Below are 14,942 nucleotides of genomic sequence, written 5' to 3' on the forward strand. Positions count from 1 at the left end.
ACGCCCTGAAAGCGATTCTTGAGGTGCGGCAAGGTGGATTTACAGCAGGGGTTTGTCCTGACCCGGCATTGGCGCGACACCCCGGCGGGCACGGAGGTCAGTTTCTGGCTGGCCACCGATCAGGGCCCCAGGTGTGTGCGCTTGCCGGTGCAGACCTCCGTGATGTTCATCCCCCAGGCCCATCGCAAGCCCGCCGAGCTGCAGCTCAAGGGCGAGCGCGGTATTGAGTTGCGCGACCTGGCGCTCTGCGACTTCCACCATCGCCCGGTGCTGGGCCTCTACACCAAACAACATCGCCAATTGATGGACCTGGAAAAGCGCCTGCGCAAAGCCGGCATCGACGTCTATGAAGGCGATGTGCGCCCACCTGATCGCTACATGATGGAACGCTTCATCACCGCGCCAGTGTGGTTTGGCGGTACGGCGGGCGAGGGCGGCATGCTGGTGGAGGCGCAGATGAAACCCGCGCCGGATTACCGCCCGCCACTCAAGCTGGTGTCGCTGGACATCGAGACCACCGCCCAGGGCGACCTGTATTCCATCGCCCTGGAAGGTTGCGGCGAGCGCCAGGTGTACATGCTCGGCCCGCCCAACAAAACTGACGCAGTGGACTTCAAGCTCGACTACTGCGACACCCGCGCCGAACTCCTCGAACGCCTGAACCTGTGGCTCGCCACCCATGACCCCGACGCGATCATCGGCTGGAACCTGGTGCAGTTCGACCTTCGCGTGCTGCACGAACATGCGCAGCGCCTGAACGTGCCGCTGCTGCTGGGCCGTGGTGGCGATGCCATGGGCTGGCGCGAGCATGGCAGCCGCAATCACTACTTCGCGGCGGCAGCCGGACGGTTGATCATCGACGGCATCGAAGCCTTGCGCTCGGCCACCTGGAGTTTCGAATCCTTCAGCCTGGAAAACGTCGCACAGACCTTGCTTGGCGAAGGTAAATCGATCTCCACGCCGTACCAGCGCATGGACGAAATCAACCGCATGTTCGCCGAGGACAAGCCCGCACTGGCGCGCTACAACCTCAAGGACTGCGAGCTGGTCACGCGGATTTTCGAGAAGACCGAACTGCTGAAATTCCTCCTCGAACGAGCCAGCGTCACCGGCCTGCCAGCGGACCGCAACGGTGGTTCGGTGGCAGCGTTTACTCACCTGTATATGCCGCTGATGCACCGCCAGGGTTTTGTCGCGCCGAACCTGGGAGACAAACCACCCCAGGCCAGCCCCGGCGGGTTTGTCATGGACTCGCGCCCGGGCCTCTACGAATCGGTGCTGGTGCTCGACTACAAAAGCCTTTACCCGTCGATCATCCGCAGCTTTCTGATCGACCCGGTGGGCCTGATTGAAGGCTTGCGCCACCCGGAAGACAGCGAGTCGGTGGAAGGCTTTCGCGGCGCGCGGTTTTCCCGCACCCGGCATTGCCTGCCGTCGATTGTGGCGCGGGTTTCCGAAGGCCGCGAAGTAGCCAAGCGCGAACACAATGCCCCGCTGTCACAGGCACTGAAGATCATCATGAACGCCTTCTACGGCGTGCTCGGTTCCAGCGGTTGTCGCTTCTTTGACACGCGACTGGCGTCGTCCATCACCTTGCGTGGCCACCAGATCATGCGCCAGACCCGCGAACTGGTCGAAGCTCGCGGCTATGAAGTGATCTACGGCGACACCGACTCCACCTTCGTCTGGCTCGGCAGCGCCCACTCCCAGGAAGACGCCACGCGCATCGGCCTGGACCTGGTGCAGCACGTCAACACCTGGTGGCGTGAACGCCTGCAGAATGAGTTCGGTCTGCAAAGCGCCCTGGAACTGCAATACGAAACCCACTTCAGCCGTTTCCTGATGCCGACCATTCGCGGCGCGGAGGAGGGCAGCAAGAAGCGCTACGCCGGGCTGGTCACCCGTGCCGACGGCAGCGAAGAAATGGTCTACAAAGGCCTGGAAACCGTGCGCAGCGACTGGTCGCCCCTGGCTCGGCAATTCCAGCAGGAGCTTTACCAGCGGATCTTCCACCGCCAGCCTCATCAAGATTACGTACGTGACTACGTACGCCGCACCTTGAGCGGTGAGCTCGACGAACTGCTGATCTACCGCAAACGCCTGCGCCGGCAATTGGGCGACTACGAACGCAACGTGCCGCCCCACGTGCGTGCCGCGCGGCTGGCCGACGAATACAACGACCGCCAGGGTCGCCCGCGCCAGTACCAGAACGGTGGTTGGATCAGCTACGTGATCAGCGTCAACGGCCCCGAACCGCTGGAAGTGCGCCAGGCACCGATCGACTACGACCACTACGTCACCCGGCAACTGCAACCGGTGGCGGATGCGATCCTGCCGTTTGTGAATGACGACTTCGGCACCCTGGTGGGTGGCCAGATGGGCTTGTTCTAAAACGGCTTGCCTTGCAGTGGCCAGAGCCTGCAATCTTGGCCACTGACGACCACCAGACGGCGCAGCACTCCCATGACTGAAATCACCCTGACCGGCACCACGGTCGAACTCCGCCCCCTGCAACGCGAACACTCGGCCGCCTTGGTACAGGCCGCCGCCGACGGGCAACTGTGGAACCTCAAGGTGACCAACGTGCCGGGCCCCGACACCGTCGAAAAGTACGTGGACATTGCCCTGGCCGGGCGTGAAGCGGGCACCATGATCCCGTTTGTGATCGTGCGCCGTGACACCGGTGAAGTGGTGGGCAGCACCCGGTTCTGGAAGGTTGACCGGGTCAACCGCAAGCTGGAGATCGGCCACACGTTTATCAGCCAGTCGGTGCAGAAATCCGGGGTCAACACCGAGGCCAAGCTGTTGCTGCTGACCCATGCGTTTGAAGTCATGGACTGTGTGCGGGTGCAATTCACGACGGATGAACTGAATGAAAAGTCCCGGGCCGCGATCCTTCGCCTTGGCGCGGTACAGGAAGGGATCGTGCGCCACGAGCGCATCATGCCCGATGGCCGCAAGCGCAACTCGGTGCGCTTCAGCATCATTGATCCGGAATGGCCGCAGGTGAAGGCGGGGTTGCTGGCCAGGCTGGCTCGCTAGGGCTTGTGGCTCAGTTCTTCCACCAGCTCATCCATCCGGTCGGCAATTTTCGGTGTGGTCGACAACACGAACCCTTTCTGCGTGCCCACATAGGTCTCGACGATGTACAGCGTGTCGCCCACATCCAGCCCCAATTCCTGCAAGGCTTCGTCCGGCAGGCGAATGGCGCCGTCGCCGTCCCAGTCTTCGATCGTGACGCGTTTACTGTGCATGATGGCTTCCCGTTGAACGATTGAACGGCCTAGCCTAACACCTCAAGCACAGCAGGAGCCCTGGCAATGGTCACGATGGGTATCCGCAATCAGAAGAAACAATGAGGCCTGAGGTGGCTAAACGCCTTGCGTCGCGGGCGTCCTGACCTACGCTTTCTGAAGCTGGCGTAGGAATCATCCTTGAATTTGACTGTCGCAGACATGAAACTCAAGAACCCTGCATGGAATTCAAAGGAGGTGTGCATGCTCATCCGGTCGCTGACCCTGGCTACCTTGATGGCTTTTACGGGGCCGCTGCTGGCCGCGGATGATATCAATCCGCTCAAGCAGGACCTGGGCAAGTCACGCCCGTTGGTGGTGGTGGAACTCGACTCCGGCAACCCGACGTTGGCCACCCTCAAGAAACAGTTGGAGGAGCCTGCCAACAAGCAGTCCTTTGAAGAGCGCAGCATGGTGCTCTACACCGTATCCTTCGGCGGCATCGGCGCCGAAGGCGAGAAGTTCGCCAAGGACCCGAAGGACAACAAGAAGCTCGCCCCGCCTGAAACCAACGCGCTGATCCGCGCACTCAAGTTGGGTGCCGGCAGTGGCACCAAAGTGATTCTGATGGGCAAGGACGGCGAGAAAAAACTCGAGAAGACCGTGCCACCGGATACCCTCAACCTGGCGGATTTCTTCAGCGCGATTGATCAGATGCCCCAGGCTGAAAAGGAGCTTGCCGCCCCGGCCGAACCTGAGCCCGCTGCCCCTGCAGCTGGCAAGCCTGGCGCCAAGGCGGGCAAAAACACCAAGCACCCAGCGCCACAACCAGCACTGGATGATTGAGCGTTTTTCTGTAGGAGCTGGCTTGCCTGCGATAGCATCACCTCGGTAATTCAGGCACACCGCGGTGATGCCATCGCAGCCTAGCTAAAGCTCGACAGCTCCCACATCAGGTCTCAAACTCCAGGCTTCTCACCCGCCACCGCCGGCGCCTTGCGCACCGGGAACGGGAAGTAGAAGAACCGCAGGAACGCCACCCGCTTGATCACCTCGCCGATCATCAACGGCACCACCACCGCCACCACCAGCCCGATAAACGCCGCCGCCACATCCGGCAGACCCAGATGCTGCAGCAGGGCGATGGTCTTGTGCTGAATCTCGCCATGGAAAATCAACAGGATCAGGGTCGATTGGCCGATGTAGGTCATCGCGCGGGTCAATACCGCAGAGGTCATCATCAACCCGGCCAGCGCCCAGCAGACGTATACACCGGTCACCGCCAGTGCACTGGTCCACAGCCAATGGTCATAGCGCCGTTGGGCCAGGTCCATGGTGTCCCAGGTCGGGATGAAAATCGCGAAGTACACCACCAGCGCCACCACCATGCTCAGCAGTGAGCTCTGGTGTTTGCGCAGCACGTCCCGCAGCAGATAACCGAGGATGAAATAGGTACTGCTGATCAATGTGACATCCAGGCTGAAGGGCAGCCCCGGCATCGTCCAGGTCTGGCCGCCGACGGTGATCGGTACCTGCCAGAACCAGTCCAGGGTCCAGACCCCCAGCAGCAACTGCACGCCCACCACCACGCAACTCCACACCAGGGACAGGCCCAGGCGTTGCATCAGCCGCAGCATCACCCAGGCAAACAGTATCGCCGCCCAGAAGTGTGGCAAGAACCACAAGGCCTGCCAGGGCAGGGTATCCACCGAGGCGTACAGCACGCCGCCAATGTCGGGCAGCAGCGGTTGGCCGCGCAGGATATCGCGCACCAATACGTACGCCAGCATCGTGGTGAAGAACGGCTTGAGCAGGGCATCGGCCTTGCGCACCGCCATTTCGACGAAGGGCTGCTCGGGCTTGAAGAACACTCCGGACAGGAAGAAGAACAGCGGCAGGATAAAGACCGCGAGTATCGGGTACAGCAAATTCGGGGAATGCTCCACGAACCAACCATGCCCGAACACAATGATCAGGATGCCAATGCCCTTGGCAATATCCATTTGAATCCAGCGTTTTTTCACCTGACTGCTCCCACTCTATAAATCTGCCTTGCGCCACGGCTTGAGCCACAGGCCCATGCCCAGCAACACCACGGCCCCAGCCAGGGTGCTCAACCCCAACTGCAGCCAAATACCTTGAACCCGAAACAACACCAACGCCGCCACGCCCATCACCAGCCCACTCAGCAACCAGTGCCCTTTCCAGGGCAGGGCGCCGAGCAAGGCCTGGCGTTGCATCAGCAGCAACGCCGTGCACAGCACGCCGGCGAGGGCGGCCAGCGGGATGCCCGCCAGGCCAAACACAAACGGCAGCACACCCAGCAGCAACACGTTCACCAGGCTGCCCAGCAACTCGCAGCGCAGCGGCTGGCGGGTGTCGCCGGCGGCGTAGGCATAACGCGCCAACAAAGCGTTCCAGGCGCCGAACACCAGCGGCACGGCAAACCAGGCCAGCAGCAGCGGCAACGGCGAATCCACCGACTGCTTGGGCAGCAGCAACGCCACCAGGCTCGGCGCCGCGGCGACCAGGCCGACGCCGGCGGGCAGGGTCAGCAGGCTGGCGGTTTCCAGGCCACGCTTGAGCAGGGCCAGGCGCTCGTCGCCCTGGCGCCGGCTCATCATGCCCAGCAGCACCTGGTTGAGGCTCATCAGCGCAATCAGTGGCAAGTTCATCAGCTTGCGGGCCAGGTTGACCCAGGTCACGGCGCCTTCGCCCAGCAACGACGCCACCAACCGTTCAATCAATGCCAGACCCTGGCTGGCGCCATTGCTCAGCAGCAACGGGCCGATGCGCCCACCCAGCTCGCGCAATTCCAGGGTCGAAGCCCGCAGCCGCCAAGGCCGCCAGCCCAGGCGTAACATCGACGGCAACAGCGCCAGGGGCATCAGCAAACTGCCCGTGAGGCAGGCCAACGCCAGCGAGTGCGGTTGCGTGGCGGTGCCGGCGAGGGCCAGGTAGGTCACCGGCGGCAGGTTGAACAGCAACGAACCGAGCCCCGCGACCACAAAGCGCTCGCTGGCCTGCAACGGAATACTGAACAGCGCATGCAGCATCAACCCCGGCACGCTCCAGGCGAGGATCTGCAAGTTGCTGCTGGCAAGGCTGGTAGCTGTTGCCGCCAGACCCGGGCCAAGCAGTTGCACCAGCCACGGCGCCAGCAGCGTCAACAGCAGGCTGGTCACCAGGGCAATCAACAGCAGCGCCGGGAACAGCACCGCCAGCCAGTCCAGGCGCTCGCCGTCCTTGCGTTGCAGGTACAGCGGCAGGGCGGCGGCGCTCAGCACGCCACCGGCCAGCGACATACGCAAGGCTTCGGGCAAAAACAGCGCGATCAGAAACGCATCACTGCGCTCGCCCGCGCCCCACGCGGCTACCAACAACCACTCACGGGCAAACCCGAGGCACAGCCCCAGCAGGGTTGCCAGGGTCAACCAGAACGCCGATCCGAGCATGCCTAGGGTCCGACGCTATCGAGCAAAGGCTTGCGATATGACACGGTCTTGGCCTGTGGCAGCCGCGCCGGAAACAGTCGCCGCGCCTCCAGCACGTTGATCCCCACCATCAGCCAGAACAGCGCAATCATCACCAGAGCGAAGCTGAAGTAGTGGTCAAAAAAGCCGCTGACCAGTGCCGACAGAATCCCCGCCGTGCTGCCCAGCCAGATCGCGTTGTCCTTGGTCAGGCGGATCGGGCCGATTTCCGGCCGGGACTCACGCCACCAGCGCCACGTCACGGCGATAAACAGCAGCATGCTGATCACGCCGGTCTTGTAGACGAAGTTCAGCCACAGGTTGGAGATCCCCAGCAGGTGCGTGCCCGGCACCGGCGGGTCAACCTTGAAGCCAATGCCCAGTGGGTAACTGGCCACGGCCTGGGGGAACATCCGGTATTCGTCGAAGCGCACTTCGGTACTCGCGTTCTGGGTCGAAAAGATCGTCGCCAGACGTTCCTGCAACGGTGGGTACGACAGCACCAGCGCCACGGCCAATGCCACGCCGATCATCAGCAAGCGCCCGGTATACGGCACCCGCCGCGACGCCATCCAGATCAGCACCAGCGCCAGGCTGACCATCGCGCCTCGGCTACTGGCCAACAGCAAGGCCGCCGCGCCCAGGCAGGCAACACCCAGGCCGAGGCCGCGTTTCCAGCCGGTGTTGGTGATGCCGTAGCAGAACGCCAACGGCAGCAGCAAGGCCATGATCCCGCCGGTGGCGTTGGGGTGCATCCACGGCGAACCCATCCGCGAGGCCATGGCGCCCAGGCCCAGGGACAGGGTGTCGAGGCTGCCGTAATTCATCAGGGTCAGGATCGGCAACATGCCCGAGGCCGAGCGTGAGCGGATAAACACGCCGATGGACATCACCAGCATCGCCAGGGTGCCCAGCAACAGCGCAATCACCAGCGCTTCGCGGTTCTTCTGCTCAACCAGCAGCTTGGCGGCGAGGAACAGCACCGACAGGTTCAGCAACCAGCGCAACCAGTTCGCCAGGCCGCTGGCCTCGGCGGTAATGCTCACCTGGCCGACGATAAACGGCACCACCGTGAAGATCATCAGCCACATCAACATGCGGTCGGTAGGGCGCCGGGACAGCGGTGGCGCAGCCGGCAGGCGCGAGAGGAAGCCGTGCCAGATCACCGCGGCCCACGTCAGCGCAATCAACGCCTCGCTGACCGTACTGCGAATCCCCAGGTTGAGGGTGGAGTAGGGCATGAACGTCGCCACCAGGGCGAACAGCAGCAGTCCCCAGAACGGGAACCGCAAAATCGTCACGGCAGCGGCCAGGCCGATCACCGCCAGCACGGCCTTGGCCGGGGAAAGGAACAGGATCAACCCACCAAACAGCAGGCCGAAGACGATGGCGACGAGGCTACCCAGTGAGATTCTCAATTCAATTCCTCGATCAGTTCGGCCAGGCGCCGACGGTAGGCCTGGTGGTTGAAACGTTCGGCCCAGCTGCGTAACTGTTCAGGCGGTTGTTCGACGGGTTGGTCGGCCAGGTGCAGCATCAATTGCACCAGCGCCGCACCGTCGGTGGGTGAAAACCGTGGCGCCAGGGGCGGGGTGATTTCGTCCAGCGAGGTACCGCTGGCTACCGCGACCGGGGTACCGACGCTCAGGGCTTCAATCACCGGCAAGCCAAAGCCTTCGGCATAAGAAGGCTGCCACAGGCGCGAGGCGTTGCGATAGAGCCCGTGCAATTCGGCATCGGAAACGCCGCTCAATGCGCGTATGCCGGGGTAGTTGCGCTGTGCTTCGGGCAAATGCTCCAGGCTGCCCACCAGCACCAGTTCCGGCACGCTCGGCGATTGGCTGCGCGCCTGCTGCCAGGCGTCCACCAGGAAGGGCACGTTCTTGCGCAATTCCCGGGTGCCCACCAGCAGCCAATAGCGCTCGGGCAGTTGCCGGGCCGAAAGGTCTGCCGGCAGTCCGGCAAACCCGACCACCTGATTGGGCAACACCCGAATCTTGCCGGCCGCCTTGGGAAACAGCCGCGCCGTTTCATCGGCACTGTACTGCGAAGGCGTCCACACCCGGTCCGCCGTGTGCACCGCATAGGTGATGGACAGGCGATCACTGGCTTTGTAGATCATCGCCTTCAGGCGATTGGCGTGGTAGTTGTCCAGGGTGATCTGAAACAGGTCATGCAGCAGCACCACGGTACGCAGGCCTTTGGGTTTGGGTGGCAGCGGCAGGCCCATATTGAAGGTGCTGATGTACACATCAATGCGCTCATCGCGCAGGGCCTTGGGCAAGAATCCCGCCTCGAAACGCAGGCGCTGATGGGGTTGATGCATGGCGGTCTTGGCGCAGCCCCAGTCCGGGCAATGGGCGTTCAGGCGCAGTTCATCTCCCAGCGGCGCGACGGTAAAGCGTTCCAGCTCGATGCCGGGCATGGCACGCAGGGCATCTTCCAGGGCGTATACCTGGCGACTGATGCCTGATTGCGGCGAGGTGCCGACGGTACGGTAATCGAGGCCTACGCGCATGCCGGCTCCTTTTGGTTCAGGGGCGACAGTTGGGCGTACACCTGCTCCAGCTGGCTGGCAGCGACGCTCCAGTCATGGGCGCGGCGCACATAGGCGCGACCGGCTTCGCCCATCGGTGCTGCGACTTCAGGCTGTTGCAGCAGGCGCACCACGGCGTCGGCCAGGCTGTCGGCGGTCTGGCCGCCGAGGTAGTCCAGGCCTTCCACCACATCCAGCCCGGACACACCCTGGTCGGTACTCACCAACGGCAGGCCGGCGGCCAAGGCTTCAAGCACCTTGAGCTTGGAGCCTCCACCATGGCGCAACGGCGCCAAAAACACTGAGCAGCTCGACTGCAGGGCCAGCAGGTTGGGCACAAAGCCTTGCCACTCGATGCGCCCATCCTTCCAGCGTTCGCGCCAGCTTTCCGGCATGCCGAAGCCGCAGACACTCATGCGTGCGTCGGGGCAGCGGGCCCAGACCTTCGGCAGGATTTCATCCAGTGCCCACTCGATGGCATCCACGTTGGGCGCGTATTCGTAGTTGCCGAGAAACAGCACGCGGCGGGTCGCGGGGTCAGGGCGGGCGGCGGCGAAGTGCGCGCAATCCACACCGTTGACCACCACCGGCACCGGTTTGCCGGCAATCTGCGCCAGGGTCTGGGCATCGGCGTCAGTCACCGCGACCACTTGCGCGGCCTGGCGCATCACCCGACGTTCCCAGCGGCCGTAGCGCCATTGATCGTAGCGAATAAACGGCAGCGCCCAGCCCGGCAGGCGGTCGTAAGTCGCGGCGCCGAGGGACGATTCCACATTGTGTTCGGTCAGCACAAACGGCTGGGAGCGACGGGCCAATGCCGCTTCGTAAGGCTGGAAGGTGTAGGTGTGTTCGATTTGCACCACGTCCCAATGCTCGGTCAGCAATCGCTCGAAGGTGTCCTGCAGTTCACCCGACAAACCATTCACACTGGCCAGCAGCGGGTAGGGCGCAAACAGCCCGGCCAGCAAGGTCTTCAGGCTGCGCAGCGGGCGGCGCGGCAGGATGATCAGCTGTTCCAGAAAGGCTTCCAGCACCTGGCGATCCGTCAGCGAAACCGCATGTTTGTCATGCAGCAGCAAGGTGATCCGGTGCCCGCGCGCAGCCAGGCTGCGCAGCAAATGAAACTGGCGCGTCTTGCCACCGCTGGTAGCGGGCCAAGGCGAGTAGGGCAGGATCCAGAGGATGCGCATGGGTGGCTTCAATCCCATAACAGAATTTGCAGGTTCGGCTTGACCGGTACATCCAGTCCATTGGTGCCACTCAACGGTGTTTCGGTGCTGCGCAATGGGTCGTACAAGGTGGCGGTGGTCAGGCCCGGCAAGTGCGCGTTGCCGCCACGGGCCGACCAGAAGAACCACACCTTGCGCCCGTCGGCACGGGTCCAGCCGATGCTGAACAGGCCGTCGGGCAATTGGTCGGCGGTGGGCGGATCGCCCGGGGTCAATTTGGGCCCGCTCACCTGCAGGAAATTCTTCAAGGCGGTATACGACGGCTTGGGATTGGTGTCGATGTCGAGCAAGCCATAACTCTGGTCGCGCACGCTGGCACGCTGGTCCAGGTCACTCAGGGTGAACAGGAAAATCTTGTCGAAATCCAGCGCGCTCATCAGTGCGATGCGGCGCACGATGTAGTCGGCCTGGCCTTGAGGGGTGATGAAGTCCTGCACCTCTTTCGGGCCTTTATAGTTCGACCAGCCCCACTCGGTGCTCCACAGGGTCTTGACCCCGGCCGCCCGCAGTTTCTGGTTAAGGGCGCTGGTCTTTTCGACAAAGTCGAGTTTCGACGGGGTATTGCCTTCGGGCAATTGGGTGTAGGGGTGATAAGACACCACGGTGTTCAGGCTTGGCAGGCCCAGTTGCAGCAGCCCGTCGAGCATGTTCTGGCCGTTGGGCATTTCGCTGAAGAACGCCATGCCGGCCGTCACCACCGGTTTGTTCGGGTTCACCACCCGCAGCGCGGCAGCGGTGACTTGCAAGAGATTCGCATAGCCGGCCGGGTCGGCGACGGGGCGCCAGAAACCCAACAGGTTCGGCTCGTTCCACACCTGCCATGCGTCCACGCTGGGGTAACGCTGGGCCAGCAACGCCATGCGGTGGGCGAAAACGGCCGGGTCCTTGGGCGGGAACTGGTCCTGGTAGGGCGAAGAGGCCGGCGCGGTGGTGATGAACTTCGCCGAGCCCACCAGGTAGAACACCGACTTGATCTGGTTCTGCTGCAGCTTGTTCACCAGCTCATCGAGGGGCGCCACGTTGTACTGGTTCTCGGCGGTTTCCAGCTGGTCCCAGTGCAGGTCCAGGCGCACCCATTCCAGACCCAGGGCCTTGAGGCGGTCGATCTGCTTCTGATAACGCTCGGGGCTGAACCACAGGAACTGCGCGTTCACCCCCAGAAAATCTTTCCACACGATCTCTTTGTTGCCCTTGAGCACATGGCTCTCGGCATCCGCCGGGCGGCCCCAGAGAAAGGCGGTCAGGCCCAGTGCGGCGACGACCACGAGGGTCGCCAGGTAAGTCCGTTTACGTGCCATGGTTGCCTCCTGCAATGGCTTTACTAAACAGTGTCGCGAACTTCTGCGCCGTCAACGGCCACAGCCGTTCACGACCAATCGCTGCGGCGCGCTCGGCCCAGTCCCTGGCCATTTGCGGATTGCGCGCGAGCAGCAGCAGTTGCTCGCTCAAGGCGGCTACATCGCCTTGCGGATAGATGGCGCCGTTGCCGCTGGCGACTTCCTCGGCAAACGCCCGGGCATCGGAGGTGATCGCGCCGCGCCCGCAGGCGGCAGCCCATGACAATGCACCGCTGGTGCCACGCTGGCGGCCCAACAGGCCGAGCTTTTTCGATTCGCGATACGGCAGCACCATCACATGGTGCGCCTGGATCGTCTGCGGGATCTCGCTGGCCGGCAAATTCAGCCGCCAGTCGATGGAGCCGGCCAGGCCGAGTTCGGCGATCTGGCTGTTCAACTGCTCCAGGTAATTGCCGCCCGCGCCAAACGCCATTTCGGCGGCAGTGCCACCGGCCAGGGTCAGGCGCACACGGTCACGCAATTCGGGGGCTTTTTCAAAGACGGCGGCCAGGGCCTGCAACAGGTCTTCGATGCCTTTGCCACGGTAGATAAAACCAAAATACAGCAGGTGCAGCGTGTCCAGTGGCGGCAAGGCCACGGGCGGGATATCCAGGTTGGCGTGGTTGATCACCGCCACCTTACCGGCGGGCAATTGCATGCGCGCCGTCAGGCAGTCGGCGCCCAGGCGAGTGAGGGTCACCAGCCGGGTCAGGCCCTGGGCGACGTGACGTTCTTCGCGCAGGGTCATGGGATCGGCCAGCACCACCGCCGCCTGCGGCAATGGGCTGGGCAAGGATGCCAGCAGGTTCAGCGGAAAGGGCAATTGCTCGCGCCGCCAGACCATGCGTTCCGGGTCATGCACCGTGGCAGTCAGTGGCAGCGCAGGGTAGGCCTTGCGCAATTCGCGCAGGGCCAAAAATTCCCCCAGGCGCCCACCGCCCAGCTCGGCGTGGACCAGGTCAACACGTTGCCAGTCGAAACCGGCAATCGCCTGTTTGATCGACGCCGTGCTGCTGACCACGCCCGTCAAGGGCGTGATCACATCGACGCCCAATTGCTCCAGTGCCGTCTTGAAATGGTTCGCGTAGTCAGCGATCCCATTCTTTTCCGGCGGCAGGGGAGCGAGCAGGGCGATGCGCATCAGAACGAACCCCGGTATTTGGCGATGGTTTTCAGCACCTTGACCGGCACCTCGAACTTACGGCGGTTGATGATGATGCCATCGACCTTGCCGAACGCCGTGGTGAGGATCGACAGGGCATGTTCCACCACCGGTACCGTGCTTTTTTGCGCTTCTACGACCAGCGCAATCAGGTCGGCACGGCGCAGGTTGATGAACGCATCGCGGTTGTCCAGCAGTGCCGAGGCATCCAGCAACACCACTTCGCCCGGAACGGCCGGCTCAATCCCGCCGACCCGTACCCGCACGCCGTTCTCTTCCAGCAACTGGCGCAACTGCTCGACCACAAAACTCACTCCTTCACCGTGTCGCGCCGAGGTCAGCCCCAGGGTCAGGCCCTGCTCGGCAATACGCTCCAGCGGCAGCAAGCCATACAGGCGATAAATGCTCGCGTTGAAGGCGTTGGTGCTTTGCGCGGTACTGGTGTCCAGTTCCGGCAGCGTGGTCCACAGTGGCAGGCCGAACTTGCCTTCCACCAGGCCGCCGTCGTGGATCCGCTGATCCAGCAGGTAGCACAGGTAGATCACCAGCAGCCCGACCACGATGGAGAACGGGATTGCCAGCAACAGCATCAACAGGGTTTTCGGGAAGACGCGCCCAGGGTTGAGGGTGGCTTCTTCGATCACCGCGATGTTACTGATTTGGCTCTTGTCCAGTTCACGGTCGATCCGCGATTTCTCCAGGCTGTCGACATACAGCGCGTAGTTTTTCTCGGTGCCGCTCAGCTCACGGGCCAGGCGCGCCAGTTCCGGCTCAATGGCCAGGGCGTCCTTGCGTTGCGCTTCCAGTTCCGTCAGTTGCTTTTGCTGTTGCGTCAGTTGAGTGCGCAGCGCCAGGTTGTTGCTGGTCTCATCCAGCAGCACCCGTTGCAGGTGGATTTCCAGGGTGTTTGGCGCACGGTTTTCCGAGCTTTGCACCGTGTCGCTTTCACCGGCGACCTGGGCCTGCATGGCACGGATCGAGGCATCCAGGGCTTTGACCGGCGGCGCGTTATCCGTGTAGGTACGCATCATGTCGGCTTTTTCCAGGAGCTTCTGGTTCAGCAGGCGACGCAAGTCTTGTTGCTGCGGGTTCAACGCGATCTGGCGAACCGTGGTCACCTCTTTGGGCTGGCCCTTGAGTTGATTGCGGGTGCTTTCGATGGCGCTGTCAGACGAGGCAATCAGGCGGGTGGAGTTGAACACTTCGCCACGCAGCACGTTGATCCGCTCGGACAAGTCTTCCAGGCGGTCAGTGATGCTCGATGCGCCGATCTGGTTCAAGTGCGTGAGGATCTGGTCCTTGTAGCTCTTGATCTGGGCAGCGCTTGAAGACACCTGGCCTTCATAGAACGCGTACAGGCTCTTGCGGCCCAACGCCTGGGTGCGCTCGTCGATGTAGGTCTCGACCCAATCCTTGACCACCGCCTGGGCGATCTGCGGATCATCCCAACGGAAGCTGATGTCCATCACCGTAGAGCCGATGGCATGGGTCACTTCGAAGTTTTTCTCCAGGCTTTTCGCCAGGCGTTCCACCGGGGTGGTTTCTTCGACGATACCAACGGTTTCCAGCACCACTCGCACACCGTCAAACACGGCGCTGATGCCTTTTTTGACGTACCACTTGGTGCGTTTCCACACGCCTTCCGGCGGCTGCATCTTGTCCATCACTTCCAGGTAATGCTCGGCCACTGCACGCACGATGGGGCGCCCGGTCAGCAAGCGCTCTTCGTCGACAATCGGGTCGCGCTGGGTGCTCGGCATGACGATCGGCTGACGGTTGTCGACCTCGATCGGCATCGTCGAGTCACGCCCCGGTTTTACCAGCAACCGCGCGGTGGATTCATACTTAGCCGGCAGCAGGAACGCCCCCAGCAAAATGATCACCAGCGCGGCAATCGCCGCCAGTTTGAACTCGTGCTTGAAGATGAAGAACAGACGCAGAAGATCACGAAAAGAACGGATCTCGATCATGG

The 14,942-nt window shown here is 62.7% G+C and carries 12 protein-coding genes; 3 read left to right on the plus strand and 9 right to left on the minus strand.

The genetic code is table 11. From position 1 onward, the window contains the following. Positions 1-33 precede the first annotated feature (33 nt). Together ACUN0G_RS23235 and ACUN0G_RS23240 are read left to right on the plus strand one after the other, a co-directional pair. On the plus strand, positions 34-2,391 hold the full coding sequence (locus tag ACUN0G_RS23235) for a DNA polymerase II (protein WP_445574364.1): 2,358 nt from the start codon (positions 34-36) through the stop codon (positions 2,389-2,391). Between the two features lie 72 nt (positions 2,392-2,463). Next, the gene (locus tag ACUN0G_RS23240) at positions 2,464-3,042 is read left to right on the plus strand and encodes a GNAT family N-acetyltransferase (protein ID WP_445574365.1); all 579 of its coding nucleotides are present in this window, start codon (positions 2,464-2,466) and stop codon (positions 3,040-3,042) included. Here ACUN0G_RS23240 and ACUN0G_RS23245 read toward each other — a convergent pair. Further along, positions 3,039-3,254 (minus strand): AbrB/MazE/SpoVT family DNA-binding domain-containing protein, encoded by a 216-nt coding sequence (locus tag ACUN0G_RS23245; protein WP_003208231.1) that lies wholly within the window; start codon positions 3,252-3,254, stop codon positions 3,039-3,041. The genes ACUN0G_RS23240 and ACUN0G_RS23245 overlap by 4 nt on opposite strands. Before the next feature lie 243 nt (positions 3,255-3,497). On the opposite strand from ACUN0G_RS23245, the gene ACUN0G_RS23250 reads away from it, so the two are divergent. Then, positions 3,498-4,079: a DUF4174 domain-containing protein gene (locus tag ACUN0G_RS23250; RefSeq protein WP_445574366.1), complete on the plus strand. Its 582-nt coding sequence runs from the start codon at positions 3,498-3,500 to the stop codon at positions 4,077-4,079. Positions 4,080-4,192: 113 nt separating this feature from the next. Here the strand turns inward: ACUN0G_RS23250 and ACUN0G_RS23255 are convergent, their stop codons facing one another. From ACUN0G_RS23255 to ACUN0G_RS23290, 8 genes are read right to left on the minus strand one after another with little or no spacing between them, the layout of a single operon-like run. Next, the gene (locus ACUN0G_RS23255; RefSeq protein ID WP_445574367.1) at positions 4,193-5,257 is read right to left on the minus strand and encodes an acyltransferase family protein; all 1,065 of its coding nucleotides are present in this window, start codon (positions 5,255-5,257) and stop codon (positions 4,193-4,195) included. Between the two features lie 15 nt (positions 5,258-5,272). Beyond that, positions 5,273-6,688: a murein biosynthesis integral membrane protein MurJ gene (murJ, locus tag ACUN0G_RS23260; protein WP_445574368.1), complete on the minus strand. Its 1,416-nt coding sequence runs from the start codon at positions 6,686-6,688 to the stop codon at positions 5,273-5,275. A 2-nt stretch (positions 6,689-6,690) separates the two neighbouring features. Beyond that, on the minus strand, positions 6,691-8,118 hold the full coding sequence (locus ACUN0G_RS23265; RefSeq protein ID WP_167665753.1) for an O-antigen ligase family protein: 1,428 nt from the start codon (positions 8,116-8,118) through the stop codon (positions 6,691-6,693). A 2-nt stretch (positions 8,119-8,120) separates the two neighbouring features. Beyond that, positions 8,121-9,224: a glycosyltransferase family 4 protein gene (locus tag ACUN0G_RS23270; RefSeq protein WP_258346976.1), complete on the minus strand. Its 1,104-nt coding sequence runs from the start codon at positions 9,222-9,224 to the stop codon at positions 8,121-8,123. Next, positions 9,215-10,432: a glycosyltransferase family 4 protein gene (locus ACUN0G_RS23275; RefSeq protein WP_258346975.1), complete on the minus strand. Its 1,218-nt coding sequence runs from the start codon at positions 10,430-10,432 to the stop codon at positions 9,215-9,217. The genes ACUN0G_RS23270 and ACUN0G_RS23275 overlap by 10 nt, the downstream gene beginning before the upstream one ends. A gap of 8 nt (positions 10,433-10,440) precedes the next feature. Further along, positions 10,441-11,769 carry a cellulase family glycosylhydrolase gene (locus ACUN0G_RS23280; RefSeq protein WP_445574369.1) on the minus strand — a complete coding sequence of 443 codons (1,329 nt, stop codon included), beginning with the start codon at positions 11,767-11,769 and terminating at the stop codon, positions 10,441-10,443. Then, positions 11,759-12,949, minus strand: a complete 1,191-nt coding sequence (locus ACUN0G_RS23285) for a glycosyltransferase (protein ID WP_445574370.1) — start codon at positions 12,947-12,949, stop codon at positions 11,759-11,761. Before ACUN0G_RS23285 ends, ACUN0G_RS23280 begins: the two co-directional genes overlap by 11 nt. Further along, complete coding sequence (locus tag ACUN0G_RS23290) at positions 12,949-14,940, minus strand: GumC family protein (protein ID WP_258346972.1); 1,992 nt, start codon at positions 14,938-14,940, stop codon at positions 12,949-12,951. The genes ACUN0G_RS23285 and ACUN0G_RS23290 overlap by 1 nt, the downstream gene beginning before the upstream one ends. Positions 14,941-14,942: the final 2 nt, after the last annotated feature.

Source organism: Pseudomonas sp. 32A (assembly GCF_052682255.1).

What these genes read in the sequence shown, in the direction of transcription:
- ACUN0G_RS23240 (WP_445574365.1), top strand. Translation starts at nt 2,464, where the DNA reads ATGACTGAAATCACCCTGACCGGCACCACGGTCGAACTCCGCCCCCTG.
- ACUN0G_RS23245 (WP_003208231.1), bottom strand. Translation starts at nt 3,254, where the DNA reads ATGCACAGTAAACGCGTCACGATCGAAGACTGGGACGGCGACGGCGCC.
- ACUN0G_RS23250 (WP_445574366.1), top strand. Translation starts at nt 3,498, where the DNA reads ATGCTCATCCGGTCGCTGACCCTGGCTACCTTGATGGCTTTTACGGGG.
- murJ (WP_445574368.1), bottom strand. Translation starts at nt 6,688, where the DNA reads ATGCTCGGATCGGCGTTCTGGTTGACCCTGGCAACCCTGCTGGGGCTG.
- ACUN0G_RS23270 (WP_258346976.1), bottom strand. Translation starts at nt 9,224, where the DNA reads ATGCGCGTAGGCCTCGATTACCGTACCGTCGGCACCTCGCCGCAATCA.
- ACUN0G_RS23275 (WP_258346975.1), bottom strand. Translation starts at nt 10,432, where the DNA reads ATGCGCATCCTCTGGATCCTGCCCTACTCGCCTTGGCCCGCTACCAGC.
- ACUN0G_RS23280 (WP_445574369.1), bottom strand. Translation starts at nt 11,769, where the DNA reads ATGGCACGTAAACGGACTTACCTGGCGACCCTCGTGGTCGTCGCCGCA.
- ACUN0G_RS23285 (WP_445574370.1), bottom strand. Translation starts at nt 12,949, where the DNA reads ATGCGCATCGCCCTGCTCGCTCCCCTGCCGCCGGAAAAGAATGGGATC.
- ACUN0G_RS23290 (WP_258346972.1), bottom strand. Translation starts at nt 14,940, where the DNA reads ATGATCGAGATCCGTTCTTTTCGTGATCTTCTGCGTCTGTTCTTCATC.